This window comes from Thiohalorhabdus sp. (assembly GCF_036628635.1).
In the GTDB taxonomy this organism is placed as follows: Bacteria; Pseudomonadota; Gammaproteobacteria; order Thiohalorhabdales; family Thiohalorhabdaceae; genus Thiohalorhabdus.
In genome coordinates, this window is sequence record NZ_JAZKRM010000032.1 from 1 (window position 1) to 25,526 (window position 25,526).

Consider the following 25,526-nt stretch of genomic DNA (forward strand, 5'->3'; position numbering starts at 1 on the left):
TGATTCTGGGCCATCAGGCAACCTTAACAAGGTCCTACCTGATGGTCCGATGCCTAAATTTATTGAGCTATCAGGGCTTGGACTCCGCACTTGTTGCAATTATTAGAGTTTGCTAAAGAGGGAATTCGGTGTTGAGGGAAAATAAAAGTAAAACCTAACTTGCTAATGTTTTAATATTTTGATTTAAAAATATTCAAGCTTTACTTCTGACTAGTTTGAAATAGGCCCATTGTTTTGCCAGCCAACACCGCATACGATAGTGGCCGATTCAGATCGCCTCGCCCTTGGGGGTGGGGCTCGAGGAAGGGAGAAGCCGGTGGGCTCGGTGGAACAGGTCCAACAGGACGGAGACTCTCAGTTCGTGATCCGTCCCAACTGTTCCCTGGGCTGGCGCGGGGCCAAACGCTACCTGGCGCTGCAATCGGCGGTGGTATTGCTCGCGGCTGCACCCATGGTGTGGATGGGTGGCTGGCCGGTCCTGCCCTTTGCAGGCGCTGAGCTGTTGGCCCTTACCGGGGCCTTTTATTGGGTTCTCCTCCGGTTAAACTGGATCGAGATGGTTGCCATGGAGGGCGACCGGATAGTGGTGCAGCGTGGTCGCCGGGGCCCCGAGGAGCGCGTGGAGCTTCCCCGAGCTTGGGCCCGGGTGGTTCTCGAACAGGGGCGGGTGGAGATGGACAAGGACCACCTCTACCTACGCGCGTCCGGTAGTCAAACGGAAGTCGGCGCGGCCCTGACGAACCAGGAGAAGGCTCGTCTCGGCGAGGACCTGACCCGTGCTCTGGGTAGGGGTCAGGGCCTCGACCGCACCGGCGGCTAAGGGTCCGAGGTGGGATTGGCAATAAACGGGAGCACGGGAATAGGAGAGCGTATGTCCACGTTACGCCTGAAAAGCCGGCTACGGGCCCTGCTGACGGGCGCTGTGGCGCTGGTGGCGGCCGGCCCTGCCTACGCAGGCTGGGACGCGCTGAATATGCCCAAGGGGGTGACACCCATCAGCAAGGAGGTCTTCGATCTCCATATGCTGATCCTTTGGATCTGCGTCATTATCGGTGTCGTGGTTTTCGGCGCCATGATCTACTCGATCATCCGCTTCCGTAAATCCAAGGGGGCGGAGGCGTCGCAGTTCCATGAGAGCACCACGGTGGAGATCATCTGGACCATCATCCCCTTCCTTATCTTGGTGGGCATGGCCATTCCCGCCACAGGTACCCTGATTACCATGGAGGACACCGCCCAAGCCGACATGACCGTCAAGGTCACCGGCTACCAGTGGAAGTGGCACTACCAGTACATGGACGAGGACGTGGACTTCTACAGCAATCTGGCCACTCCCACCGACCAAATCCAGGACCGCCAGGAGAAAGACTCCGATTACCTGCGGGAAGTGGACAACCGCCTGGTGGTGCCTGCGGATTCCAAGGTTCGTCTCCTCCTGACCTCCGGGGACGTCATCCACGCCTGGTGGGTACCCGACCTGGGCATGAAAAAGGACGCCATTCCGGGCTTCGTCAACGAGATGTGGGTGAAAATCGAGGAGCCCGGGGTGTATCGGGGCCAATGCGCCGAGCTGTGCGGCCGGGGCCATGGTTTCATGCCCATTGTGGTGGAGGCCAAGTCGCCGGAGGCCTACCAGCAGTGGCTGCAGCAGCGGAAGACGGCGCAGGCGGAAACCTCTTCCCAGGTGGCGAAAGCCGAATGAACCTGCTCCGGACCGAGACGGATCGGGCGCCCAATAATCGGGAGGTGTAAAGCATGAGTGAGGCTGTCGGGCACGATACGCACCATGGACCGCCCAGCGGGATCCTGCGCTGGGTGTTTACCACCAACCACAAAGATATCGGCACTCTCTATCTGGTGACCGCGTTCATTATGCTGATGATCGGCGGGCTGATGGCGCTGGTCATCCGAACCGAACTGTTCCAGCCCGGCCTGCAGGTGGTGGACCCCCAATTCTTCAACCAGATGACCACCATGCACGGGCTGATCATGATCTTCGGAGCGATCATGCCGGCCTTCGTGGGTCTGGCGAACTGGCAGGTACCGATGATGGTGGGAGCGCCGGACATGGCGCTGCCGCGCATGAACAACCTGTCCTTCTGGATCCTGCCGTTCGCCTTCGTAATGCTGGTGGGCACCCTGTTCATGCCGGGTGGCGCGCCCGCATCGGGCTGGACCATCTACCCGCCGCTGGTGCTGCAGACCGGCGCGGCCTTGCCTTTCCTGATCTTCGCCATCCACCTCATGGGGCTGTCGTCGATAATGGGGGCGATCAACATCATCGCCACCATCCTCAACCTCCGGGCCCCGGGCATGACTCTGATGAAGATGCCCCTTTTCGTGTGGACCTGGTTGATCACTGCCTTCCTGCTGATCGCGGTGATGCCAGTGCTCGCCGGGGCAGTAACCATGCTGTTGACCGACAAGTTCTTCGGCACCAGCTTCTTCAATGCAGGTGGCGGCGGTGATCCGGTTATGTACCAGCACATCTTCTGGTTCTTCGGGCACCCCGAGGTCTACATCATGATCCTGCCGGCTTTCGGCATCATTTCCCAGATCCTGCCCACCTTCAGCCGCAAGCCGCTGTTCGGCTACACCTCTATGGTGTACGCCACCGCGAGTATCGCCTTCCTGTCCTTCATCGTGTGGGCGCACCACATGTTCACCGTGGGCATGCCCCTGGCGGGCGAGCTGTTCTTCATGTACGCCACTTTGCTCATTGCGGTGCCCACCGGGGTGAAGGTGTTCAACTGGGTGGCGACCATGTACCGGGGCTCCATGACCTTCGAGACTCCCATGCTGTTCGCCATCGCCTTTGTGATCTTGTTTACCATCGGCGGCTTCTCCGGGCTGATGCTGGCCATCACCCCGGCGGACTTCCAGTACCACGACACCTACTTCGTGGTGGCCCATTTCCACTACGTGCTGGTGCCGGGCGCCCTGTTCTCCATCATCGCCGGGGTCTACTACTGGCTGCCCAAGTGGACAGGCCACATGTACGACGAGACTCTCGGCAAGTGGCACTTTTGGCTGTCGGCCATCTTCGTCAATGTGCTGTTCTTCCCGCAGCACTTCGTTGGCCTAGCGGGAATGCCGCGGCGCATCCCCGACTACGCCCTGCAGTTCACCCAGTGGAACCAGATCTCCACTGTGGGGGCGTTCGGCTTCGGTATTGCCCAGGTGCTGTTCGGCTATATCGTCTGGAAGGCGGTGCGCGGCGGCGCCAAGGCCACCGACGAAGTGTGGGAAGGCGCTAAGGGCCTGGAGTGGCAGGTGCCCTCCCCGGCGCCCTATCACACCTTTGAAGAGGCTCCCGAGGTCAAGTAGGAAAGAATGGCCCCGCCCAAACGGGCGGGCCTGCCTCGGCAGAGGCCGACCATCAGGAAAAGGCCATGATTGTCATGGATGAGGATTTGCAGCAGCGCCGCAGGGCGGCCGTAAGGACAGCCATCGCGCTCGGCGGCCTTGCCATTGCCTTTTATGTGGCCATTTTCTTCCTGAAGGGCTAGCCCGGCCTGGTCCGGGCTAGGCCCCAAGAAAGGGACGGCAAATGACGCAAGCGCACGGCGGCTATTACGTACCCCATCAAACCCATTGGCCGATCGTCGGGTCTATCGGCATGTTCGTCCTGCTGGTGGGATTCGCCTCGCTGCTGAATGGGACGGATATCGGCCCCACACTGATGGTGGTGGGCGGCATCATTACGGCGCTGATGCTGGTGGGTTGGTTCGGCACGGTCATCCGGGAGAACCAGCAGGGGGTCTACCACGCCCAGGAAGATATGTCCTTTCGCTGGGGCATGGGCTGGTTCATCTTTTCCGAGGTGATGTTCTTTGCCGCCTTCTTTGGCGCCCTATTCTACGCCCGGGTGCTTTCGGTTCCGTGGCTGGGTGGGGCGGCACCGGAGGAGTGGACTCACCGCCTGCTCTGGGAAGGGTTCACTGCTGGCTGGCCTACCAACGGCCCGGCAGGCATCGGCGGCAGCTATGACGCCATGCCGGCCTGGGGTCTTCCGGCAATCAACACCCTGGTCCTGCTGTCTTCAGGTGTCACGGTCACCATCGCTCACTGGGGCATCAAGCAGCAGAACCAGCTCAAAATCATCGGGGGCTTGGTTGCAACGGTAGCGCTGGGTCTGGTGTTCGTGGCGCTGCAGGGCTACGAGTACATGGAAGCCTACAAGCACATGAACTTGACCCTGGAGAGCGGGATCTACGGGTCCACCTTCTTCATGCTGACCGGCTTCCACGGCCTGCACGTGACCATCGGCGCCATCATTCTATTGGTCATGCTGGGCCGAGCCATCGCCGGGCATTTTACGCCCCACAACCATTTCGCCTTCGAGGCCGCGGCCTGGTACTGGCACTTCGTTGACGTGGTTTGGCTGGGGCTGTTCATCTTCGTCTACTGGCTCTAGGCCCGGAAAGATGGCAAGCCGCCGGAAGGGGCGCTGCCGGCGGCAGCGCCCTTTTTAGTCAGGCTCCGGGAGATCCCGCTATTGGACGGGGACAGCGGGATGAGGCGAGATGAGACCCGACCAGTTGGCGACCATGAGGAGCAAGAACAGGGCAAAAGACAGTCCGATGCGAAGGGTCAAGGCGCGTACCGTGCGCTCTCCGGAGCCCTGATCGCGCATCAGGTAGAATAGGCCGGAGCCGAGGCTCGCCAGGATCCCGATGAGGACCAGGACGATAAAGGCTTTGGTAAGCATTAGGGTCCCCTGCGAAGGGATGGTTATTTTGAGGCAGTATAACGCGTTTGGGGGTTATGCCCAGAGCAAGCGGCAATGAGGCTGGGTGCCTATGACTTTCGGCCCGGGGGGCTACCCACCTTGATCACCCTGGTGCTGCTGGCCTTTTTGATCGGTCTAGGTGTATGGCAGCTGGACCGGGCTGAACAGAAGCGATCCTTGCTGGCCCAATGGCAACAGCGCCGGGACGCACCCCCACAGGCCCTTGAATCCGTCCTGTCGGGGAATGCGGAACGCTTTACCCGGGTGGTCGCTCGGGGTAAGTTCGACGACGACCACCAGTTCCTGCTGGATAACCGGATCCAGAACAACCGCCCCGGCTTTCACGTCCTCACGCCTTTGAAGCTGGCCAATGGCGACGGGGCTATCCTGGTCAACCGGGGCTGGGTTCCCATGGGCGAGGGGCGTTCCGATCTGCCAGAGGTCCCCGCCCCGGAGGGAGCAGTCCGGGTGGTCGGCGGGCTGGCATCCTCACCTCAAACTGGCATTCGGATGGGGCCGGCGGACCGGGGGGATCAGAGCTGGCCCAAGATTGTGCAGCATGTGGAGCCAAAACGGATCCGCAAACAGCTGGGGTACCCGGTGCGGAGCCAAGTGATTCGATTGGATCCGGATGCTTCAGGGGGGTTCCAAAGGGACTGGGGGGCGTCGGTGCCGTTCGGACCGGAACGCCATTTGGGTTACGCCTTCCAGTGGTTCGCGCTAGCCGCAACGCTGTTGGTGATCTACGTGGCCGTCAACATCAAGCGGAGAAAAGATAAGCATGGGATCCCCCACGGCGAATGACGAGCCGCCTCATGGCCGCAAAGGCAGCCGTTGGCAGCTGGCGCTGGTTCTGGTCGTATTCTTGGGGCCGGTGCTGGCCGCGGTGCTGCTTTACGCCAATGCGGATCGGTGGCTGGCGAGTGGGCCCTCGGGCCAGCACGGCCAGCTTTTTGAAAAGGTCGAGCCCCTGGCAAAAGTGCCGTTTGCTTCCCTCGATGGCGAGCCCATGGAGCCCGAGGATTTACGCGGGAAATGGACTGTGGTGGTCATGGGATCCAGCGCCTGCCAGGAATCGTGTCGCCAGACTCTCTACAAGGTCCGCCAGGCGCATAAGGCACAGGGCAAAAACATCGGCCGAGTACAGCGCCTGTTCGTGGCCCTGGATGGGGTCCCCGCAGCGAAGGCCCGGGATTTCCTAGCGTCGGAGCATCCCCACCTCGACTTGGCCCGGACCACGGGGAGCGCTAAAGACATGGCCCGCTTTCGTCATCCCCGGGTCCAGGACCTAGAGGGGGTTTATGTGCTCGATCCCCATGCCAATCTGGTACTGCGTTACGCCCCCGAATTCCGGGCGAAGGGCCTGATCGAGGACCTTGAAAGCTTGCTGAAGCACTCCACCATTGGGTAGACCGTGACCCGTATCGGCATCCAATACCTGGCTGCAGCGGCCTCCGTCCTGGCTTTCGCCGTGGTGGTACTCGGTGCGTTCGTCCGTCTGACGGATGCCGGGCTGGGCTGTCCCGACTGGCCCGGATGCTACGGCCAGATCGGGGTCCCGGAGAGCGGCTCAGTCCCCGGGGATTACGAGCGGCCGCTAGAGCGGGGTAAAGCCTGGAAGGAAATGATTCATCGCTATTTTGCCGGGACACTTGGCCTGGTTATTGCCGTCCTCGGGTTCTGGGCTTGGCGACGGCGCCACCAACCAGGGGAAAGCGCGACCTTGCCGCTGTTCCTGGTGGCCCTTGTGGTGTTCCAGGCAGCACTGGGGATGTGGACGGTGACTTTGCTCCTCAAGCCGTTGGTGGTTACTGCCCACCTGCTCGGGGGCATGGCCACCCTGGCCCTTCTGTGGTGGGTGGCTCTAAGGCGAGGCGGCTGGTGGCTGTCGGCCAGGGAAGCCTCCCCGGCTTGGCGCAAGGCGGCTCTTATCGCCCTAGTGGTGGTGATCGCCCAAATCGCGTTGGGGGGATGGACCAGTGCCAATTACGCGGCCTTGGCATGCCCGGAATTCCCGGCCTGCTACCAGGGCCAGTGGTGGCCCCCGACCAACTTTGGTGAGGCCTTCACCCTATGGCACGGCCTGGGAATCGATTACGAGGGGGGTGTCCTAACCCACCCCGCCCGAACGGCTATTCACCTGACCCATCGCCTCGGTGCCGTCGTGACCCTCCTGGTGGTGGGAACGGTGGCAGTGGCCCTGATGCGTGCCCGAACCGGACGCCCCACGGTTCGCATGGGCGGGGCCTTGGCCCTTCTTGTGCTGGCCCAAGTGGGGCTGGGCATCGCCAATGTAATTTTCGGTCTGCCCTTGGCCGTGGCGGTTGCCCACAATGCATTGGCTGCCGCTTTGCTGGTGGCCCTGGTAACCCTTAACCACATGCTGCGACCCGTTGGACCAGCGGCCTGAGGTCTCGACGGCCGGCAACGAAGATGAGCGGAACGGAATCCGCATAGGGGACGAAAATGGCTCAGACAATCGCAAAATGGGTAGCCTCGAGCACGCGCTTCCCATGGCGGGAATATTACGAGCTCTGCAAGCCACGTGTGGTGGCCCTGATCGTGTTCACCGCCATGGTGGGCATGTTTCTAGCCACGCCCGGTATGGTCCCGCTCGACGCCTTTTTATTCGGCTCCCTGGGTATTGCCCTTTCAGCGGCCTCGGCAGCGGCGGTCAACCATGTGATCGATCAGAAGGTGGACGCCGTCATGGCCCGGACCAAAGGGCGGCCTCTGCCTACCGGTCACCTCAATCGGTGGGGCGCCCTGGGTTTCGCCTTCGCTCTGGGCATGGTGGGGATGGCGGTCCTAACGTGGCTGGTCAATCCCCTTACGGCCTGGCTAACCTTCGCCTCCCTGATCGGTTACGCGGTGATCTACACGGTCTTCCTGAAGCGGGCGACGCCCCAGAACATCGTTATCGGTGGAGCCGCCGGGGCTGCACCGCCTGTCCTGGGCTGGACGGCTGTGACCGGCAGCCTCCATCCCCACGCCCTGTTGCTTTTTTTGATCATTTTTGCCTGGACACCCCCGCATTTCTGGTCTCTGGCCATCGCCAAGTACAAGGACTACGCCGAGGCAGATATCCCCATGCTTCCTGTGACCCATGGGCTGGCTCTGACCCGCCTGCACCTCTTGCTCTACACGGTAGTGCTGGTGCTTGTGACCCTGTTGCCGTTTGCCACCGGGATGAGCGGTTGGCTGTATTTGACCGGCGCGGTGATCCTGGGCGGGATCTTCATGGGGTACGCCGTGGCCTTGTACGTCACGGGAGACGATCAACGCTTCGCCATGCCCACCTTCGGTTATTCCATCGTCTATCTAATGGCCCTATTCGCCGCGCTGTTCGCCGACCATTACCGCGCTCCGCTTCAGGGGTTGGTTTTCTGAACCCCGGCCTCTCCGCCATCGGCGGTATCAGGGCCGAACCCCGGTGCGGCCCTTTTATCAGGCTGCGCCCAGGCCGAGCCGAAAACTGCCGGTCAATTGATCGGGATCAACCACGAGACCGCTGGTGGCGGTTATTAATGCCCGATTCGACAGCACCCGTTAGGGACCTATATTCCCGCGAGGCATGTAAGGTTTAATTAAAATTAAAGGGTAATATTCTTATATGAGGATGGTGTTGCTTGGGCCTTGGGTCCCCGGGTAGGATAGCTAGAGTCGTGTAGTGTGGAAGATCCGCGGCAGGGACACGGTTGAGTCCAGGCGGCATGCATCTTGAGAACACCCGGAGGGAGATCATGGCACAGGCGCAATCAGCAACCGCCGGCCAGGCAGCGACTCACGAGGCTTATAACTACCACGTTATACGCCAGTTCACCGTGATGACGCTGGTCTGGGGCATTGTCGGGATGTTAGCGGGCGTGTTTATTGCCCTGGAGCTGGCCTATCCCGAGCTCATGTATGCCCTGACCGGCAGCTCGGAGTATCTCAACTTCAGCCGGTTGCGCCCGGTGCATACCAGCGGGGTGATCTTCGCCTTCGGCGGCTCCGCTCTGATTGGAACCTCGTACTACGTGGTCCAGCGTACCTGCCAGGCCCGCCTGTTCAGCGACGGCCTAGCCAGCTTCACCTTCTGGGGTTGGCAGGCCATCATCGTCCTGGCGGTTATCTCCTACGTCACCGGCTATACCCAGAGCCGCGAGTACGCGGAGATGCCCTGGCCGGTGGACATCCTGATCGCGCTGGTGTGGGTGGCCTACTTCGTGGTGTTCGTCGGCACCATCATGAAGCGCAACCAACCCCACATCTATGTGGCCAATTGGTTCTACCTGGCCTTCATCGTCACCACCGCCCTGCTCCACATCTTCAATAACCTCCAGGTCCCCATCGCCTGGACCTCGCCCTGGTCCTATTCGGTGTTCTCCGGTGTGCAGGACGCCATGACCCAGTGGTGGTACGGCCACAACGCCGTGGGCTTCTTCCTGACCGCCGCCTTCCTGGGCATGATGTACTATTTCGTGCCCAAGCAGGCCGGCCGCCCGGTCTACTCCTACCGCCTGTCCATCATCCATTTCTGGGCCCTGATCTTCCTGTACATGTGGGCCGGCCCCCACCACCTGCACTGGACTGCCCTGCCGGATTGGGTCTCCACCCTCGGCGCAACCTTCTCCATCATGCTGCTGATGCCCTCCTGGGGCGGCATGATCAACGGCATCATGACCCTGTCCGGGGCGTGGGAGAAGCTGCGCACCGACCCGTTGATCAAGTTCATGGTGGTGGCGCTGTCCTTCTACGGCATGTCCACGTTCGAAGGGCCCATGATGGCGCTGCAGAACGTCAATGCCCTGTCCCACTACACCGACTGGACCATCGGTCACGTCCACTCGGGTGCCCTGGGCTGGGTGGGCATGATCACCTTCGGGTCCCTGTACCATCTGATCCCGCGCCTGTGGAACACCGAGCTGCACAGCGTGCGCCTGGCCAACGTGCACTTCTGGCTGGCCACCCTCGGCACCCTGTTCTACATCGTCGCCATGTGGATCAGCGGTATCCTGCAGGGGCTGATGTGGCGAGCCTTCGATGACTACGGCAACCTGGTATACACCTTCGCGGAGTCCGTGGAAGCCATGCATCCCTTCTATGTGATGCGCGCCTTCGGCGGGGTGCTCTATCTCGCCGGCATGGTCCTGCTGACCTACAACGCCTGGAAGACCATCGCCAACGCCAAGGCGGCCCAGCCGGCCGCTGCCCGGGCCTAACAGCCTAATGGAGCTGGTGAGGACGCAAGCATTTGCGCCCGGCCCGAATTTCGCGCGCTAGGGGAAGGAAGCCGCCATGCGTCATGAGACTATCGAGAAAAACATCGGGCTGATGACCATCCTCACGCTGATCGTGGTCAGCGTCGGGGGTTTGGTCCAGATCGTTCCGCTGTTCTACATCGACGACACAGTGGAGGACGTAGAAAGCGTTCGGCCTTTCACCCCGCTGGAGCAGCGGGGCCGCGACGTCTACGTCGCCGAAGGGTGCTATGTCTGCCATTCCCAACAGGTACGCCCTTTCCGGGACGAGCAGATCCGGTACGGCCATTATTCCCTGGCCGCCGAGAGCCAGTACTCCTACCCCTTCCAGTGGGGATCCAAGCGGACCGGGCCTGATCTGGCCCGCGTCGGGGGCAAGTACTCCAACGCGTGGCACGTCCAGCACCTTCGGTATCCCCGGACCGTGGTGCCGGAGTCGGTGATGCCCAATTACCCCCATCTGCTGGAAAATGAGCTGGAAACCGACCAGCTGAAAGCCCGCATGCGGACCCTCCAAACCGTCGGTGTCCCCTATACCGAGGAGAAGGGCGAGCGTTACAAGACCAACGTCGAGCGCTGGGGTAAGGACATGGCCCAGAAGCTCCACATCCCGAACGCCCAGGAAACCCTCAGGAGCGAGGCCAAGGCCGGCAATTACGACCTCCAGCCGGACCGGCTAACCCAGATGGACGCCATCGTGGCCTACATGCAGTCCCTGGGGACCATGGTGGACTTCAGCGAATACAGCGAGCCGGAGCAGGGCCGGGCCCGGGGTTACGGCGAATCCTAAGTATGGGCCCGGGTCTACCGGCCCCGGGGTACAAACGATGACTGAGATTTGGGCTTGGCTTGCCGAGGCCGTAACCGATATGCAAAAGGCGGGGCAGATCGCCACGGTGATCTTCTTCGCCACCTTTACCGCGATCCTCATCTACGTGTTCACCGGGAAGCGGCGCAAGGAGCGGTTCGACAGCTATCGGTACATCCCCCTCGAGGGTGAGGAGGATGAAAAGGCATCGACCGGGCCGGCGGGGCACCACCAGCCTAAGGGGAATTCCGACGATGGCCAGTAACGACGAGCAAAAGGTCCAGACAACCGGGCACACCTGGGACGGCGACCTGGCCGAGTACAACAACCCCCTCCCCCAGTGGTGGGTTTGGGTGTTCTACGGAACCGTGGTTTTCGCCGTCATCTATTGGATCCTCTATCCAGCCTGGCCGGTGGGGGATACCTACACCCAGGGCGTCTTGGAATACAATAAGCGGGCCAAGCTGGATAACACTTTGCAAAAGGTGGAAACTGGTCAACTCTATCCAGAGCGCCAGGAAGCCTTGAGCCAGATCGCTCAGAAGAATCCGGTGGCCATCCTGGATGACCCCGAGCTCATGAACTTCGTCAATTCCTCCGGCAAGGTCTTGTTCGGTGACAACTGCGCCCCCTGCCATGGCTCTGGTGGCCAGGGCGTGAAGGGCCATTATCCTAACCTCACCGACGGCGCCTGGCTCTATGGGGGAAAGCCCTCGGATATCCACGAGACGTTGGTGAAGGGTCGCAACGGATACATGCCTGGTCACGAGAACAAGCTGTCCGAGCAGCAGATCGAGGCCCTGGCCATGTATGAGGGCAGTCTGGCCGGCGAAGACTGGGCCGAGGGCAACCCCGAGAAGGTAGCCCGGGGTGAGGAGCTGTTCCAAGGTGACGAGGCAGCCTGTTACGCCTGCCATGGGCGGGATGCTAAGGGTAACCAGACTCTGGGGGCACCCAATCTGACCGATGCCATCTGGTTGTACGGCGGCGACAAGGCGACCGTCTTCGAGACCCTCGCCAAAGGCCGCGGCGGTGAGATGCCGGCCTGGGAAGACCGCCTTTCGGGGGACCAAATCAAGATCCTGGCGGCCTATGTCCATTCCCTAGGGGGTGGCCAGTAGCCCGTACCCTCCTAGACGGTAGGGATCTCAAACAAGACAGGCCGGGCTTCGCCCGGCCTGTCTTGTTAGCGGGCAGGGAATTCTCTCCGGTTGGCTTTGTCGAAACGCTGGCTTGCTTACGTTTTATTAGTATACCCTAATAAATTTGCCCCTCCTTTCCGAGAGGCACTCCGATGGCAGAGCAAACCGAAGGCCTTTACGCTGCCCACGAAAAGGTCTACCCGCAAAACGTGCGGGGCTTTTTCCGCCGTCTGAAGTGGGTCATTTTGTTAGTGGCCTACGGGGTTTATTTCCTGCTTCCCTATCTGCGCTGGGGCGACCGTCAAGCGGTGCTGTTCGACATTCCCGGTCGCCAGTTCTTCCTGTTCGGCCTGCGGGTCGCCCCCGAAGACATCATCTGGCTGTCCATGTTGCTGTTCATCGCGGCGGTCGCCCTGTTCTTCATTACCAGTCTGGCGGGCCGGGTGTTCTGCGGGTATTTCTGCTTTCAGACGCTGTGGACCGATGTCTTCCTCAAGATCGAGGCCTGGGTGGAAGGGGGGCGTTCCCGGCGGATCCGGTTGGACAAACAGCCCTTTACGACCGAAAAGGCGGTCAAGAAAGTCAGTAAGCACGCCCTCTGGCTGGTGGTGGCGCTGCTGACAGGGATCACCTTCACCCTCTATTTCCGGGACGCGCCCACTCTATGGGCAGAATTCGTTACCGGCCAGGCCCCGACGGTAGCCTTCTTCACCGCCGGTCTGTTGACCGCTACCACCTATTCCATGGCGGGCTGGGCGCGCGAGCAAGTGTGCACCTACATGTGTCCCTATGCCCGGTTCCAGGGGGCCATGTTCGACAATGACACCCTGATCGTGGCCTACGACTACAACCGGGGGGAGCGCACCAAGGGCCGTCAGCCCCCCACAAAGGGCGAATCCCACGAGGAGCGAGTAGCCCGAGGGGCCGGGGACTGCATCGACTGCGGCTATTGCGTCAAGGTCTGTCCCACCGGCATCGACATCCGCGAAGGCCAACAGTACCAGTGCATTACCTGCGGGCTTTGCATCGATGCATGCAATACGATCATGCGTAGCCAGGGCTTTCCCGAGGGGCTGATCCGCTACACGTCGGAAAACGAGCTGGAAGGCGGCAAGACCCATCACCTGCGGCCCAAGATCATAGCCTATGCGGTAATCCTGGTGGCAGCCATTGGGGTACTGGCTTACAGCGTCGCTACCCAGTCGCTGATGAACCTAAACGTCGCCAAAGTACGCAACCCCAATTACATCCTGGAGCCCGATGGCCGTATCAAGAACGTCTACGAGCTCCGGGTAAACAACAAGGACCAGGAGGCGCACCGCTACCGGGTGAGTATGGCGGGACTGCCCCATTCCGATTACGAGATACAAGGTGGGTTTAGGGAGTTCGAGATCGATCCCGGGGACAACCTGACGGTGAAGGCCTATGTCTGGGTGGATCCCAAGCCGTTGGAGGCCGAGCGCACCCACTTCACCTTCCGGGCGGAGCGTATCGATGTACCGGAAGGACAGGAGAATATCGTGCGCCAAGGCCGGGCCACCTTCTTCGTTCCCGAACGCCAACTTTAGGAGACGGCCATGGCCGGGAATGGGCCGGAAGATCAGCAGGCGCGCAAGACCCGCCGCGTGGTCCGGCTCTGGATCGCCGCGGGGGTGGTCTTTGCACTAACGGTATTAGGTTACAGCGGGATCATGGTGTATCTGGCCCAGCAAGACTACCCCGGTTCCGTGGTCCATAACTACTTTGAGAACTACGATCGGTTCAACCAGTTCGCGGAAAAGCTGGAGAAGCAGGAAAAACTGGGGTGGCGACTGGCTACCCGAGTCGAAAGCTTGCCTCTGGTGGGCAAGCTGCTCCGGGTGCAGGTAGTGGTCCGGGACGACCAGGGTAAGCCCCTTACCGGGGCGGACGTTCGGGTTTCCTTCGTCCGCAACGTCAAAGCCCGTCAGGACCAACGGGTGCGCCTTGCCGATGTGGGTGGCGGGCGTTACGAGGGCAATGTCCGCCTGGCCAAGCCCGGTAACTGGACCATCCGCACCATGGTCCGCCAGAACGGCCACCGTTATCGGGCCCAGCGCTTTCTGTGGGTGGAGGAGCCGCTGGAGTGAACCAGACAAGCGAGGGTTGTTTCCACTGTGGCCTGCCGCTCCCGGCCGGGGACCCGTGGCAAGGGAGGGTCGCCGGTGGGAAGCGCTCGTTTTGCTGCGCCGGCTGCCGGGCGGTGGCCCAGGCCATCGATGCCGCAGGCTTGAGCGATTACTACCAGCAGCGGACCGAATACCCCGACAGCCCGGAGGATCCCGTTCCACAGGGCCTCCAGGCTTCCGAGCTGTACGACCGCGAAGAGGTCCAGCGCAGCTTCGTCCGGGAGCTTGAGGGGATCCGCGAGGCTTCCCTGATCCTGGAGGGCATCACCTGCGCCGCCTGCGTCTGGCTCAACGAGCGCCAGCTTCAGCAGACGCCAGGGGTAGTGGATGCCCAGGTCAACTACACCACCCACCGCGCCCGCGTGCGCTGGAACCCCGACCGGATTACCCTGTCCCAGATCCTGTCCCGCCTCAAAGCCATCGGTTACACGGCCCACCCTTACGATCCCGAGCAACGTGAGGCCGCCCTTGCCCGGGAGCGCCGCGATCTGCTAAAGCGCATCGGGGTGGCCGCCATGGCCACCGTGCAGCTGATGATGATCGCTGTCGGCCTCTACGCCGCCGACTTCTACCCCATTCAGGAGCGGTACCTGGATTTCTTCCGCTGGATCTCCTTCGCTTTGGCCGTACCGGTGGTGGTCTACTCCGGTCGGGGCTTCTTCGCTGGAGCCTGGTCGGCCCTGCGGCGCCGCCAGGGCAGCATGGACATCCCCGTTGCCCTGGCCCTGGGCCTGACCTTCGCCGCATCCACCTGGGCCACGGTGACCGGCCGGGGCGATGTCTATTTCGAAACCATGGGCATGTTCGTGCTGTTCCTGCTCACCAGCCGCTTGCTGGAGATGAATGCCCGCAAGCGGGCTGCCGAGGCCAACGAGACCCTGGCCAAGCTGGTCCCCACCATGGCCCGGCGGCTGGAGGCGGACGGCGGCACCACTTGGGTCCCGGTGGGGGAGCTCCGCAGAGGCGACGGGGTCCGGGTGATTCCGGGTGAGGCCGTTCCCGTGGACGGCACGGTGGTTGAGGGCCATTCCGCCCTGGACGAGTCGGCGCTGACCGGGGAATATACGCCGGTCCACCGCGGCCCGGGTCAAACCGTCCTGGGCGGGACCACCAACGGCGAAGGCCCGCTGACCCTGGCCGTGGAGCGCGTTGGCGAGGAGACCTTCGTTTCCGGCATCCTGAAACTCCTGGAGGAGGCCCAGGCTGCCAGACCGCGCATCGCCCGGCGGGCGGAGCAGGCATCGCGCTGGTTCGTATGGGGCCTTTTGGCGGTTGCTACCGCGGTTGGCGGGGCCTGGTGGCTGATCGATCCGGAGCGGGCCTTCTGGATCGTGGTGGCCTTGCTGATCGTTACCTGCCCTTGTGCTCTAGCGCTGGCTACGCCCACGGCCCTGGTGGTGGCCACGGGCGAGCTCGCCAAGCGGGGGGTTCTTGTGGCCCGGGGCGAGGCGTTGGAAACCCTTGGCCAGGTTAACCGGGTGGTCTTGGACAAGACCGGAACCCTGACCCGGGGCCGGCTAAACCTGGCCGACTGGCGGGGCGAAGAAGGAGCGCTGGCCACAGCGGCTGTTCTGGAGGCCGTGTCGGAGCATCCGGTGGCGCAGGCCCTGGTGGCGGAGGCGGAGGATGGCACACCTCAGGCGGTAACGAACGCCGAAAATTACCCGGGCCTCGGGGTAAAAGGCACCCTGAACGAGCTTATCCACTGGGTCGGTGCGTGGGACTGGGTGCGCCGGCAGGCCGGCGAGCCCCCGGTGGATCTGGCGAATGCGGCCGAGACCATGGCCGGCCGTGGCGAGACGGTGGTGGGCTTGGCCAACGAGCAAGGATGGCAGGCTGTGTTCGCCGTGACGGACGAGCTCCGCCCCGAGGCGGAGGCCACGGTGGCCGCGATGCGCCGGCGGGGTTGGCATCCCACCCTGGTAACGGGGGACAGCCTTCGAGCGGCGGCCACCCTGGCGGAGAGGGTGGGAATCGAGGAGGTCCACGCCGGCCAGGGCCCGGAGGCCAAATTGGAGCGGGTGCGGGCCTGGCAGGCAGCGGGGGAGGTGGTTGCCGTGGTTGGCGACGGCCTGAACGATGGTCCGGTGCTGGCGGGGGCGGAGGTATCCTTCGCTATGGGGGCCGGGGTGCAGGCGGCTCGAGCCTCGGCCGATTTTGTTTTGTTGTCCAACCGTCTGGAGCGGATCGAGGAGACGGCCCGGGTGGCCTCGGCGGCCCTGGCCAACATTCGTCAGAACCTCAACCTCTCCTTCGGCTACAATGGCCTCGCGGTCCCCTTGGCGGCTTTGGGCTGGGTGGCCCCTTGGCTGGCCGCTATCCTCATGCCCGCCTCCAGCCTGATAGTGGTGGGCAACGCCCTTCGTCTGCGCCGCCAGCGTTCCCGCTGGCGTTCCAAGCCGGTGGAGAGGCCCAACCTCGTTCCGGCGCCGAGCCCCTGAGGAGGAATCTGTGGAAACCCTCTTCCTCCTTATACCGGTGGTTCTGATCCTTCTCGCCTTCGCCGTCTGGGCCCTGATCTGGGCCATCAAAAGCGGTCAGTTCGACGATCTCGAAGGCCCCGCCTATCGCATCCTCCACGACGAGGATGACCCCCGAATCCCCTTCAACCAGCCGGACCAGGATCAGCCGGAAGAGGACACCGGATCGGAGGACACCGGTGAAGATGCAGGCGCCAAAAGGGACCGGTATTGAATAAATTCGAAAATGGTTATAAGCTAAAGCTTGTTTCCACACCCCATCGCCTTGTTCAAAAATTTCCGGAGACATAGCCATGGACCACAGCCGCATCACCCTGGGCATCGTCATTCTCCTGGTAGTCGTCAGCTACGTCAGCTTCTTCTCAGTAATGATCGGCGCCTAAAAACGGCGTAAGGATCACCGTAGACGTCTCCCGCACAAACCGTGAAAAGGCCGGCCCTTCGGGGCCGGCCTTTTCACGCTAGGCACCGGAATTGGCGGGTTGCGGGGCCGTAAGTCTCGCAATAGGGCCCAAGCCGTTCCATTTCCGCCTTGGACCCGATGGTCACGAGGCCCCTGGTTGCGGAAATCGGGTGAACAGCGAGCAGGCGACGAAGGCTATGCGTGCACCCGTCTCCAGCCGGCTTGGTGAGCAGAAGCGCACCCAGATAGGGCATCCAGTGTGACGGCATGGACCCGGTGGCCGGCGGTGTATACCGGGTAGGTGGAAGAGCCGTAGACGGGGTATTCGGCCGCATCCGTTCAGTCCAGCCGGAGGACGTAGGTCAGGGTCGGGCCAACTTGACCGCTTTCCCCGAAGCGGAGGGGTCAAACAAGGGGCATGCGGCCCTAAAGGGTAAACCAGCCCAGGGTGGCTGGTACCGGCTCCGTTACCGGGACCAGCTCCACCGGCTGCCGGAAGCGCAGCCGAAGTCCGTTGCCCTCCGGCCGGAGCTCCGGGATATACTTACCGAAGTCTTCCACCCTGACCAACCCGCTGGCGTGCTCACCGGGCAGCTCCAGTGAATACCCTTGCGGGGGACAGTCCACCCGCTTGCGGTGTAGGGCATCCCGCATAAGCCGTAGGCCGGTTTCGGCAGCGGTGCGCATGGGGGCGAGCCCCTCCCGCCAACGGGCCAACCGGGTGCCCGACTCTTCCGGACCCAGGATGGCCCAGGCGAACGGCTCGGGCCGGAAGCCGGGGTCCTCCGCCGAACCGGGGCGATAGGCCGCCAGCCAAGGGTCATGGGTGAGCCGTTGGAAATAATCGCCCCAGTCTTCCTGAAGACGCCGTTCCAGCTGCTCCAGCAGCGAGCGCAGCCGCTCCACCTTCTGGGCGTCCACGCCGTCGCGGTGGGCCAGCCCGTCGAGGTATTCGATCCAGCGGCGGATTTCTCGGGCGAGATCCTCACCCAACCTTTCGGGGGCCAGCTCATCCAGCTGCGCCGCAAGGCCTTCGGCTGCGCGGTGGCAGCGTTCCGGTGTGGTCTCGTTTTCCGCCTGGTCCAGCACCGCAGCCGCCCGCTCCAGGGTCAGCAGGCCGGCAGCGGTGGGGCTCATGGGATGCTCCAAGACCTTGGCCGGCCAGCCGTTTAACTGTGCCATTGGGCCACCTCCACGGTGGTTTCTTCGGGTTCGGACACCGGCGCTGGCCCGGTTGCCAGGATAGCCAGGGCGCGCCCTGCCGCAAAGGTCCGCACGCCGGCCCAGAGCTCCTCGGCTTCGGTCCGATCCATGCCGGCGAATGGGGTATCCAGCAGGATCAAAGGAGGTGCTGCGGCCAGCACGCCGGCCAGGGCGGCTCGACGCCGCTGACCCGGGCTAAGGCCCGGAAGGGCGGCGTCGGCCAGAGATTTACACCCAGTGATGTCCAGGGCGGCCTCCGCCGTTTCCTCGGAGGTGGCATTGAGCTGGACGTCGGTCCTGACCGTGGCGGCCAGCAGCTGATAATCGGGGTTCTGGAACTGCATGGCCACCCTGCCAGGCCGTGGGGGCTCGTCGCCGACGGTTACCGAACCGGAACGGGGGTTAAGCAGTCCGGCAGCCAGATAAAGCGCCAGGGTCTTACCCGTCGCGGAAGGCCCCTGAAGCCAAAGTCGCTCCCCTGCCCCCACGCTCAGGTCCATCCCATCCAGGGGGGGAAAGCCCGCCCCCGCGAAGCGCAGCACGGTCATGACGGATACCCGTTGGCCGCCAGAGTGCGGTAATGGGCCATTAAAGCGTCAATCTGGCGGGCGGTTGCCTGCCATGGGCCGCTGTTGTCGATCACGTCGTGGGCACGCCTCAGCCGCTCCCGGCGGCTGCACTGGGACGCCATGATGGCACGCACCTGATCGGCGCTCCGATTGCCGCGAGCTATGGCCCGCTCCACTTGGAGCTCTTCTGGAAGATCGACCACCAGAATGCGCTCGACCTGGCGGTCAGCGCCCGACTCAAGCAGCAGGGGGGCTTCGTAGATGACCAACGCATGGGGATTGTGGGCGCCGATGACCGCGGTCCGATCCTTTTCGAGGGCGTTGATGCGGGGGTGGAGGATGGCATCCAGACGCTGGCGCTCACCGGCGTCCGCGAAGACGCGCTCGGCCAAGCGGCCACGGCAAAGCCCGCCCTCGTCGTCCAGGACGTTGCGGCCGAAGGCCTCGATAATCTCGGCGAGGGCTTCCGAACCGGGAACAGTAAGCTCCCGGGCAAGCTGGTCGGCGTCCAGGATGTGGGCACCGCGCTCGCGGAAGCCTTCACTGACACTGGACTTGCCGGCACCGATGCCCCCGGTTAGGCCGACGTGGAGCATATCAGCGGGAAGGGGTGTAGAGGGTCTGCTCACCGTCGGCGTCCAACCGAAGGACGCGATCGGGGAGTCCGGTGGGTCGCCCGGCTTTGGACTGGTAGTCCAAAAAGCGCCAGCGGATGCCGTGGTCGGTTTCTAGCTCCACCGGTCGCTGGCGGTCACGGTCGACCAGCAAGCGAACCCCCTCGCCCGGATGGCGGGCGCCGAACACCAAGACCGCCCCCACCTCCTCACGCCAGTCCAGGCCGACCGCCTCAGGGAAGATGCCGCGTTGGAGCAGGATCCGATTGAGGGCATCGGCTTCATCCGGATGCAGGAGCCAGCGCGGCGGATTATCGGGAGTGCCCGGGGTGGCTTGTTGGGGCTCGAAATGCGTCCCGCCCGCACCCTCGTCGGCCAGCCAATCGCCCAGCGCCTGATGAAGCGCCGGTTCCGTGGCGCTTGCGGCCAGGGGTAGCAGGGTTAGCCCGATAAGCCCGATAAGCCGAAATACCATCGGATCAGGGTGTCCTTCCAGAGCAGCAGGGCCCATCCCCCCGCAGCGAGGAAGGGTCCGAAGGGAATGGCCAGGTGGCGGCCGCCACCCCGCAGAAGAATGATCAGACCACCGATAAGGCTACCCAGAAGGGCGGCCACAAACAAGGCAAGGACTACCGCGACGGGCCCGACCCAGGCACCAAGGGCCCCCAGGAGCTTGAGGTCGCCGCCTCCCAGGCCTTCTCGCCCGGTGGCTGCGGCATAGGCCCAGCCGGTGGCAAACAGAAGGCCGTAGCCCAGGGCCAAGCCCAGCAGGGACCCCAGCGGCGGTGGCAGGCCGGGACCCTGCCAGCCGATCAGCCCCGGAACCCAAATCCCCACCACGCTCAGGGCCAATCCCAATCCGGCCAAAGGAAGGGTGAGCCTATCCGGAAGGAGCTGCAGGTCGAGGTCGATCCGAGTCAGTGCGATCAGAGTCCAGGCAAAGATCAGGCCCGGCAGCAGAAAGGGTGTCAAACCGATGGCGCCGGCCGTTATGCCGCTTATCAGGCCGGTTGCCGCCTCGGTAAGGGGATAGTGGCGGCCGATCGGGGCGCCACAATTGCGGCAGCGACCCCGCAGGAACAGGTAGCTGGCCACCGGGACGTTATGCCAAGGGCGCACCCGTTGCCCGCAGTGAGGGCAGGCCGAAGGCGGGTATAGCAGGGATTGGCCCCGAGGCAAGCGATGGGCCACGACATTCAGGAAGCTGCCAACGATAAGGCCCAGTGCGGCGGCCGCGGTTGCCAATATGACGGTTTCGGGCATTACCACCGGCTGCGGGTCCCGGGTCGAAGCGCCCGGCATAGCCCGGCAGGACTCATTCCAATCCCAGTTTTTGGATCCGGTAACGAAGCGAGCGCAAGCTAATGCCGAGCCGCTGGGCGGCCAAGGTCTTGTTGCCGTTGGCGGCGTTGAGGGCCTCCCGGATGAAACCGCGCTCGATGTCGGCGAGATGGTGGTCAATATGAAATTCGCCGATGTTTTCGGGCGACGCCACCTCCTCAGCTTCCATTCCGGGGACTTCGTCGGCTTCCCCCCGACATCCCTGGATTGCCTCGGCGGGAATTGTGCCCCCTTCGGTAAGGCTGAGGGCCCGCTCCAGTACGTTTTCCAGCTCCCGGACATTGCCCCGCAAGGGCATTCGGCTAAGACGTTCCAGGGCCCCCTGGCTCAGGGTCGGTGGCGGCGGATCGCTCTGGCGACGGTGACGCCGCGCGAGCAAGGCGGCGGCGATTTCTTGGATATCCTCGGGATGCTCGCGCAACGGGGGGATGTGAACCTGGAGAACGTCCAGGCGATAAAACAAGTCCTCTCGGAACCGACCGTTGGCCACTTCCTGGGATAGATCGCGGTGGGTAGCGGCCAGGATGCGGGTTTCAATAGGAACCTCGCGGGTGGCCCCGAGGGGACGGATGGCCCGTTCCTGGAGGGCGCGCAGCAGGTTGGCCTGAACCGACAGGCCCAGATCGCCCACCTCGTCGAGGAACAAGGTGCCCCCCGAGGCTTCCTGAAAAAGGCCCTTCTTGTCCGCATTGGCACCGGTGAACGCCCCCTTGCGGTAGCCGAAGAGCTCGCTCTCGATCAGGTGCTCGGGAATGGCGGCACAGTTCACCGGAACGAAATTGCCGGCCGCACGGGGGCTGGCGCTGTGCACCGCTTGGGCCACGAGCTCCTTGCCGGTACCGCTTTCCCCCGTGACGAGAACCGGGGCCTCGCTACGGGCAACTCGGGCCACTTGGCCTCGGACGCGCTGCATGGTCGGACTTTGGCCAACCAGGTCGCCATCCAGGGGGCTGGGCGATGACCCTGCCGTATCCACCAGATTATAGCCGTGCTGGACCAGCGAGCGCAGTCGGTTGGTATCGATGGGCTTGGAAAGGTAATCGAAGGCGCCTTCTCGCATGGCTTCCACGGCATTTTCCGGGGTGCCGTAGGCCGTGATTACCGCCACCGGCCGCGGCGGTTCCAGCTCGGCGGCCCGCTTGACCACGGTCATGCCGTCTCCATCGGGAAGCCGCAGATCGGTGAGGATTAGATCCGGGGGATCGTCGCGGAGCAATCCTTCTCCTTCCGCGAGGCTAGCGGCCTCCTGGGGCTGGAAGCCGAGCGGCTCCACAGTCAGGCGAATGAGCTCGCGTATGGAGGGCTCATCATCGACAATCAGAAGAGTCGAATTCAAGCTTACCCCCTCCGTGGCATTGCGTGGGCAGCTCAACAGCGATACAGGCCCCCCCATCGGGGCGGTCCTCGATGGTGATTATACCGTTATTGGCCTCGACAAGCTCGCGCACCAGCCCCAATCCCAGCCCGGTACCACGGGCTGCGGTGGTATAGAAAGGCTCGAATACCTGCTCGCGCTTGCCCACGGGGATACCCGGACCGCGGTCGAGTATTTCGATGCGTGTGGCCCCGGAGGTTATGGCCCGAGCGCGGATGCAAGAACCCTCCCCATCCACGGTACCCCCGTGGCGGATGGCATTGACGCCCAGGTTCCACAGGATTTGCTGCAAATGCCCTTCGTCGATGCAGGCGGTGAGGCCCGAAGGGACTTCCCAATCCAAACGGCCGCCTCCGTCGGAGTCCCCCTCGCTTCCTAACAGACGAGCGGCGTTGGCCACAAGCGGTTCCAGTTCAAGGGTGCGGGCCTGGCCGGTTGGCGGGCGTAAGTGGTGGAGGAGGGTCTCCACCCAGTCGTTGAGCCGGTCGGCTTCCTTCTGGATGATGCCGGTCATGCGCGTGTCCGTACCCTTCTCGGCAAGCAGTTGGCCGGCATGCTGGATGGCGGAAAGGGGGTTGCGGATCTCGTGGGCGAGATTGGCCGAAAGCCGGCCCAAAGCCGCCAGGCGCTCGGTGCGCTCCTGCTCGTGCTGGCGCTCGCGGGCTTCGGTAAGGTCGTAGAGGTGGATCAGGGTGGTGCCCCCCTCGTGACTACCCAGGGGCGTGAAGCGGTAGGCAACCACATGGGAGACTTGCTCCTCCTCCTCCTCTGGGATCAGGGTGGTTAGCTCGCCGCCTGCGGGCCCCTGATCGGCTTTCCAATCCCGGAATAGCCGATTAAGAGCAGGGAGTCGGTGGCCAAGGTGGGTATTCTCAGGGTCCTTAACCTCCCCCAACAAGTGTTCGCCCTCGGGGTTGCTGAGCTGGATATAACCGCGACCATCGACAACCAGCAGCCCGGAATCGACCCGCTCCAGGACCTGCTCCGCAAGGTCGGTAAGGGTACGGACGTCCCGGTCCCGGCGTTGGGCACGGACCTCGTGGCGGTGAAGCCGGTTGGCCAAGCCGTCGGAAAGGGCAGCCAGCGCCACCAGCAGCAACCCGTTGAGGACCAGCTCCTGACCGGCGGTCTCCAGGTCCGGCCCCCCTAGGACCAGGTACCCCGAGCCTTGCAGCATAAAGGCGATGGCCGCCCCATAATAAGAAGCCCCCGGCCCCAGCAGAAAGCTGGTGGAGACCACGGCAAGGGGATAGAGGAAAACCAGGGGGCCATCGATAGGTCCGGAGAACCAGACCAAAAGGGTGGTGGCCAGAAAGTCCCCGGCGACCAGGGAAAACCCCAGCCAGTAAGGGTGGCCCCCGGTGCGGAGGCGATACAGAACCCCGAGGCCGGTTGCGACGACAATGCCGATGGCGGCACCGACATCGAGCAGGCTGAGGCGGTCCAGGGGCGGTGAATCCCCCCAGGTGGCTGCCAGCAGCGCCAGGAGGAGCCCCAGCCCCGCCCGATAGAGAAGCGCCCGCCGGAGGGTGGCGAGTGAGGGGGTCCATTGGGCGGTCATTCCGACCGGCCTATTGCCCGACAACTTGCCCCATCTTGAAGATCGGCAGGTACATGGCGATCACCAGCCCGCCCAGGACCACACCCAGGACCACCATGATGATGGGCTCGAGCAGATCGGTCAGGCCATCCACGGCGGCATCCACCTCCTGCTCGTAGAAATCGGCGATCTTGGCGAGCATGGTCTCCAGGCTCCCCGATTCCTCACCGATAGCGATCATCTGCGTCACCATGACCGGGAAGACGCCGGTCTCCGCCATGGGCTCGGAGAGGCGCTGGCCCTGCTCCACGGATTGCTGGGTGCTCTGCAGGGCCTCCTGGACCACCTTGTTCCCGGCGGTACGGCTGACCGTGTCCAGGATATCCAGCAGGGGCACACCCGCGGCGCTTAGGGTGGCGAAGGTACGGGTCATGCGCGCGATCGAGGCCTTCAGGGCGATCTCCCCGAAAACCGGCAGGCGCAGGACGTACTTGTCCACCTGCCGGTGGAAGCCCTCGTGCTTGCGGTAGGCCGTCCTGAAGGCGAAGAAAGCGGCGATAATGCCGCCGAAGATCAGATACCAGTTGGCCCGGAAGCTGCGTGACATCTCCATCACAAAGACCGTGGGCCCGGGCAGGTCGACGCCGAAACCGGCAAAGATTTCCTCGAACTTGGGTATGACGAAGATCATGAGGACGGCTGTGACCAGAAACGCCACCACAATCACGGCCACGGGATAGAACATGGCGGACTTGACCTTGGCGCGCAGGGCCTCGGTCTTCTCCAGATAGGTCGCCAGGCGGTCGAGCACGGTATCCAGGATCCCGCCCTGCTCGCCGGCCTTTACCATGTTCACGTAGAGCTCGTCGAAGACGTGGGGGTGGGCCGCTAAGGCCTCGGTCAGGGGCTGGCCGCTTTCCACGTCCGAGGCCACCTGATTCATTACCTTGCGCATGGCCGGGTTGTCGCTGCCCTGGGCGATCAGCTTGAAGCCCTCCACCAGGGGGAGCCCGGCGTCGATCATGGTAGATAGCTGCCGGGTCATGACCACGATGTCCTGGGTCTTGATCTTGGCCCGTTTCTGGAACAGGGGCTGGGGCTTCTTCTTCACCCGGGAAGGGATGATGCCCCGCTGGCGCAGGGAGGCGGTGGCGGCTTCCGAGGAGACCGCCTCGATTTCCCCCTTCTGGGCCCGTCCCTGGCGATCCCGGCCCTTCCACTGGAATTCGATCGGTTCGGGCTTCTTTTGTGCCTTGGCTTCGGCCATGGTTGCTGTCCTCGCCTGCAGCCGGGTTCTAGTCGTCGAAGGCCGGTTTAAGTGCCTCGATCACGGGTGCCACCGGTGGGGCCTGGCCCGTCCAAAGCTCGTAGCTGATCGCGCCCTGGCGGACGAGCATACCAAGCCCGTTGGCAGCGGCTAACCCCCGCTGCCGCGCCTGGGCCAGCAGCGGCGTCTCCGGCGGGTTGTAGATCAGATCGTAAACCGCCGCCTCCGCACTGGCCCGGGCCAGATCCAGGCCGGGGATGGTCTCATCGGCGAGGCCCATGCTGGTGGTGTTGACGATCAGGCCGGCCTTGGCGGCGGCCGCATCCAGGTTGCCGGGCGCCAGGTCAGTTGCGCGGCCCGTGGCCGGCAGCAGCTCCGCTGCCAGAGCCTCGGCCTTGGTGGCGGTGCGGTTGGCGATGGTCACCGCCGGCAGGCCGGCCTCGCCCAGGGCGAACGCCACCGCCCGGGCGGCGCCGCCGGCACCCAGAACCAGTGCCGGGCGGTCTTTCCACGCGGCATCCAGGAATTGCGCCTCGAGGTCCGCCAGGAAGCCCCTGGCGTCGGTGTTGTCCCCCACCAGCTCGCCGTCGCGGTTGATGACGGTGTTGACCGCGCCGATGGCTCGGGCAGCGGGCTCGAGGTGCTCCAGGAGGCGGAATACC

26 protein-coding genes are annotated in these 25,526 nt (G+C 63.5%); 16 read left to right on the forward strand and 10 right to left on the reverse strand.

All coding sequences use genetic code 11. The features are described 5' to 3' along the window. Positions 1-316 precede the first annotated feature (316 nt). The 4 genes from V5A19_RS10235 to V5A19_RS10250 all read left to right on the forward strand — a co-directional run bounded on the left by V5A19_RS10235 (position 317) and on the right by V5A19_RS10250 (position 4,417). The gene (locus V5A19_RS10235) at positions 317-820 is read left to right on the forward strand and encodes a DUF2244 domain-containing protein (RefSeq protein WP_332327783.1); all 504 of its coding nucleotides are present in this window, start codon (positions 317-319) and stop codon (positions 818-820) included. A gap of 51 nt (positions 821-871) precedes the next feature. Then, positions 872-1,702, forward strand: coding sequence for a cytochrome c oxidase subunit II (coxB, locus tag V5A19_RS10240; protein ID WP_332319716.1), 831 nt, complete (start codon positions 872-874; stop codon positions 1,700-1,702). 53 nt (positions 1,703-1,755) lie between these two features. Then, positions 1,756-3,327 carry a cytochrome c oxidase subunit I gene (gene ctaD, locus V5A19_RS10245; protein WP_332319717.1) on the forward strand — a complete coding sequence of 524 codons (1,572 nt, stop codon included), beginning with the start codon at positions 1,756-1,758 and terminating at the stop codon, positions 3,325-3,327. Positions 3,328-3,550: 223 nt separating this feature from the next. Continuing rightward, complete coding sequence (locus V5A19_RS10250; RefSeq protein ID WP_332319718.1) at positions 3,551-4,417, forward strand: cytochrome c oxidase subunit 3; 867 nt, start codon at positions 3,551-3,553, stop codon at positions 4,415-4,417. A gap of 78 nt (positions 4,418-4,495) precedes the next feature. Here the strand turns inward: V5A19_RS10250 and V5A19_RS10255 are convergent, their stop codons facing one another. Continuing rightward, a complete protein-coding gene (locus V5A19_RS10255; RefSeq protein WP_332319719.1) occupies positions 4,496-4,711 on the reverse strand; it encodes a twin transmembrane helix small protein in 216 nt (71 codons plus the stop codon). Between the two features lie 75 nt (positions 4,712-4,786). Between V5A19_RS10255 and V5A19_RS10260 the strand changes: the two genes are divergently transcribed. From V5A19_RS10260 to ccoS, 12 genes are all read left to right on the forward strand, one after another. Beyond that, the gene (locus V5A19_RS10260; protein ID WP_332319720.1) at positions 4,787-5,536 is read left to right on the forward strand and encodes an SURF1 family protein; all 750 of its coding nucleotides are present in this window, start codon (positions 4,787-4,789) and stop codon (positions 5,534-5,536) included. Then, positions 5,514-6,143, forward strand: a complete 630-nt coding sequence (locus V5A19_RS10265) for an SCO family protein (RefSeq protein ID WP_332319721.1) — start codon at positions 5,514-5,516, stop codon at positions 6,141-6,143. Before V5A19_RS10260 ends, V5A19_RS10265 begins: the two co-directional genes overlap by 23 nt. A gap of 3 nt (positions 6,144-6,146) precedes the next feature. Next, the gene (locus tag V5A19_RS10270) at positions 6,147-7,142 is read left to right on the forward strand and encodes a COX15/CtaA family protein (RefSeq protein ID WP_332319722.1); all 996 of its coding nucleotides are present in this window, start codon (positions 6,147-6,149) and stop codon (positions 7,140-7,142) included. Between the two features lie 56 nt (positions 7,143-7,198). Beyond that, positions 7,199-8,122 carry a heme o synthase gene (gene cyoE / locus V5A19_RS10275; protein ID WP_332319723.1) on the forward strand — a complete coding sequence of 308 codons (924 nt, stop codon included), beginning with the start codon at positions 7,199-7,201 and terminating at the stop codon, positions 8,120-8,122. 353 nt (positions 8,123-8,475) lie between these two features. Next, on the forward strand, positions 8,476-9,936 hold the full coding sequence (gene ccoN / locus V5A19_RS10280; protein WP_332327784.1) for a cytochrome-c oxidase, cbb3-type subunit I: 1,461 nt from the start codon (positions 8,476-8,478) through the stop codon (positions 9,934-9,936). Between the two features lie 76 nt (positions 9,937-10,012). Then, positions 10,013-10,765, forward strand: coding sequence for a cytochrome-c oxidase, cbb3-type subunit II (gene ccoO / locus V5A19_RS10285; protein WP_332319451.1), 753 nt, complete (start codon positions 10,013-10,015; stop codon positions 10,763-10,765). A 37-nt stretch (positions 10,766-10,802) separates the two neighbouring features. After that, positions 10,803-11,048, forward strand: a complete 246-nt coding sequence (locus tag V5A19_RS10290; RefSeq protein ID WP_332319452.1) for a cbb3-type cytochrome oxidase subunit 3 — start codon at positions 10,803-10,805, stop codon at positions 11,046-11,048. Further along, the gene (gene ccoP / locus V5A19_RS10295) at positions 11,038-11,904 is read left to right on the forward strand and encodes a cytochrome-c oxidase, cbb3-type subunit III (RefSeq protein ID WP_332327785.1); all 867 of its coding nucleotides are present in this window, start codon (positions 11,038-11,040) and stop codon (positions 11,902-11,904) included. Before V5A19_RS10290 ends, ccoP begins: the two co-directional genes overlap by 11 nt. A 173-nt stretch (positions 11,905-12,077) precedes the next feature. Further along, on the forward strand, positions 12,078-13,493 hold the full coding sequence (gene ccoG, locus V5A19_RS10300) for a cytochrome c oxidase accessory protein CcoG (RefSeq protein ID WP_332319454.1): 1,416 nt from the start codon (positions 12,078-12,080) through the stop codon (positions 13,491-13,493). Between the two features lie 9 nt (positions 13,494-13,502). After that, positions 13,503-14,033: a FixH family protein gene (locus V5A19_RS10305; RefSeq protein ID WP_332319455.1), complete on the forward strand. Its 531-nt coding sequence runs from the start codon at positions 13,503-13,505 to the stop codon at positions 14,031-14,033. After that, on the forward strand, positions 14,030-16,513 hold the full coding sequence (locus tag V5A19_RS10310) for a heavy metal translocating P-type ATPase (protein ID WP_332319456.1): 2,484 nt from the start codon (positions 14,030-14,032) through the stop codon (positions 16,511-16,513). The genes V5A19_RS10305 and V5A19_RS10310 overlap by 4 nt, the downstream gene beginning before the upstream one ends. Before the next feature lie 10 nt (positions 16,514-16,523). Then, entirely contained in the window at positions 16,524-16,766 is a 243-nt protein-coding gene (ccoS, locus tag V5A19_RS10315) for a cbb3-type cytochrome oxidase assembly protein CcoS (protein WP_332319457.1), read from the forward strand. Positions 16,767-17,381: 615 nt separating this feature from the next. Here the strand turns inward: ccoS and zapD are convergent. The 9 genes from zapD to V5A19_RS10360 form a co-directional block, all read right to left on the reverse strand. After that, positions 17,382-18,137 carry a cell division protein ZapD gene (gene zapD / locus V5A19_RS10320; RefSeq protein WP_332319458.1) on the reverse strand — a complete coding sequence of 252 codons (756 nt, stop codon included), beginning with the start codon at positions 18,135-18,137 and terminating at the stop codon, positions 17,382-17,384. Continuing rightward, a complete protein-coding gene (locus tag V5A19_RS10325) occupies positions 18,125-18,706 on the reverse strand; it encodes an ATP-binding cassette domain-containing protein (RefSeq protein ID WP_332319459.1) in 582 nt (193 codons plus the stop codon). The genes zapD and V5A19_RS10325 overlap by 13 nt, the downstream gene beginning before the upstream one ends. Further along, on the reverse strand, positions 18,703-19,356 hold the full coding sequence (gene coaE / locus V5A19_RS10330) for a dephospho-CoA kinase (protein ID WP_332319460.1): 654 nt from the start codon (positions 19,354-19,356) through the stop codon (positions 18,703-18,705). Before coaE ends, V5A19_RS10325 begins: the two co-directional genes overlap by 4 nt. Then, positions 19,325-19,816 carry a hypothetical protein gene (locus V5A19_RS10335; RefSeq protein ID WP_332319461.1) on the reverse strand — a complete coding sequence of 164 codons (492 nt, stop codon included), beginning with the start codon at positions 19,814-19,816 and terminating at the stop codon, positions 19,325-19,327. Before V5A19_RS10335 ends, coaE begins: the two co-directional genes overlap by 32 nt. Further along, on the reverse strand, positions 19,783-20,604 hold the full coding sequence (locus tag V5A19_RS10340; protein ID WP_332319462.1) for a prepilin peptidase: 822 nt from the start codon (positions 20,602-20,604) through the stop codon (positions 19,783-19,785). The genes V5A19_RS10335 and V5A19_RS10340 overlap by 34 nt, the downstream gene beginning before the upstream one ends. A gap of 52 nt (positions 20,605-20,656) precedes the next feature. Continuing rightward, on the reverse strand, positions 20,657-22,018 hold the full coding sequence (locus V5A19_RS10345; protein ID WP_332319463.1) for a sigma-54-dependent transcriptional regulator: 1,362 nt from the start codon (positions 22,016-22,018) through the stop codon (positions 20,657-20,659). Continuing rightward, a complete protein-coding gene (locus V5A19_RS10350) occupies positions 21,990-23,618 on the reverse strand; it encodes a sensor histidine kinase (protein ID WP_332319464.1) in 1,629 nt (542 codons plus the stop codon). Before V5A19_RS10350 ends, V5A19_RS10345 begins: the two co-directional genes overlap by 29 nt. Before the next feature lie 10 nt (positions 23,619-23,628). Then, a complete protein-coding gene (locus V5A19_RS10355; RefSeq protein WP_332319465.1) occupies positions 23,629-24,864 on the reverse strand; it encodes a type II secretion system F family protein in 1,236 nt (411 codons plus the stop codon). Positions 24,865-24,892: 28 nt separating this feature from the next. Further along, on the reverse strand, positions 24,893-25,526 hold a 634-nt coding region (locus V5A19_RS10360; protein ID WP_443081452.1), incomplete at its 5' end, for a shikimate dehydrogenase family protein.

Bases quoted from the DNA above. Each gene is read 5' to 3' on its own strand.
- coxB (WP_332319716.1), top strand. From the start codon at position 872: ATGTCCACGTTACGCCTGAAAAGCCGGCTACGGGCCCTGCTGACGGGC.
- ctaD (WP_332319717.1), top strand. From the start codon at position 1,756: ATGAGTGAGGCTGTCGGGCACGATACGCACCATGGACCGCCCAGCGGG.
- V5A19_RS10250 (WP_332319718.1), top strand. From the start codon at position 3,551: ATGACGCAAGCGCACGGCGGCTATTACGTACCCCATCAAACCCATTGG.
- V5A19_RS10255 (WP_332319719.1), bottom strand. From the start codon at position 4,711: ATGCTTACCAAAGCCTTTATCGTCCTGGTCCTCATCGGGATCCTGGCG.
- V5A19_RS10260 (WP_332319720.1), top strand. From the start codon at position 4,787: ATGAGGCTGGGTGCCTATGACTTTCGGCCCGGGGGGCTACCCACCTTG.
- V5A19_RS10265 (WP_332319721.1), top strand. From the start codon at position 5,514: ATGGGATCCCCCACGGCGAATGACGAGCCGCCTCATGGCCGCAAAGGC.
- cyoE (WP_332319723.1), top strand. From the start codon at position 7,199: ATGGCTCAGACAATCGCAAAATGGGTAGCCTCGAGCACGCGCTTCCCA.
- ccoN (WP_332327784.1), top strand. From the start codon at position 8,476: ATGGCACAGGCGCAATCAGCAACCGCCGGCCAGGCAGCGACTCACGAG.
- ccoO (WP_332319451.1), top strand. From the start codon at position 10,013: ATGCGTCATGAGACTATCGAGAAAAACATCGGGCTGATGACCATCCTC.
- V5A19_RS10290 (WP_332319452.1), top strand. From the start codon at position 10,803: ATGACTGAGATTTGGGCTTGGCTTGCCGAGGCCGTAACCGATATGCAA.
- ccoP (WP_332327785.1), top strand. From the start codon at position 11,038: ATGGCCAGTAACGACGAGCAAAAGGTCCAGACAACCGGGCACACCTGG.
- ccoG (WP_332319454.1), top strand. From the start codon at position 12,078: ATGGCAGAGCAAACCGAAGGCCTTTACGCTGCCCACGAAAAGGTCTAC.
- V5A19_RS10305 (WP_332319455.1), top strand. From the start codon at position 13,503: ATGGCCGGGAATGGGCCGGAAGATCAGCAGGCGCGCAAGACCCGCCGC.
- zapD (WP_332319458.1), bottom strand. From the start codon at position 18,137: ATGGCACAGTTAAACGGCTGGCCGGCCAAGGTCTTGGAGCATCCCATG.
- V5A19_RS10325 (WP_332319459.1), bottom strand. From the start codon at position 18,706: ATGACCGTGCTGCGCTTCGCGGGGGCGGGCTTTCCCCCCCTGGATGGG.
- V5A19_RS10335 (WP_332319461.1), bottom strand. From the start codon at position 19,816: ATGGTATTTCGGCTTATCGGGCTTATCGGGCTAACCCTGCTACCCCTG.
- V5A19_RS10340 (WP_332319462.1), bottom strand. From the start codon at position 20,604: ATGCCCGAAACCGTCATATTGGCAACCGCGGCCGCCGCACTGGGCCTT.
- V5A19_RS10350 (WP_332319464.1), bottom strand. From the start codon at position 23,618: ATGACCGCCCAATGGACCCCCTCACTCGCCACCCTCCGGCGGGCGCTT.
- V5A19_RS10355 (WP_332319465.1), bottom strand. From the start codon at position 24,864: ATGGCCGAAGCCAAGGCACAAAAGAAGCCCGAACCGATCGAATTCCAG.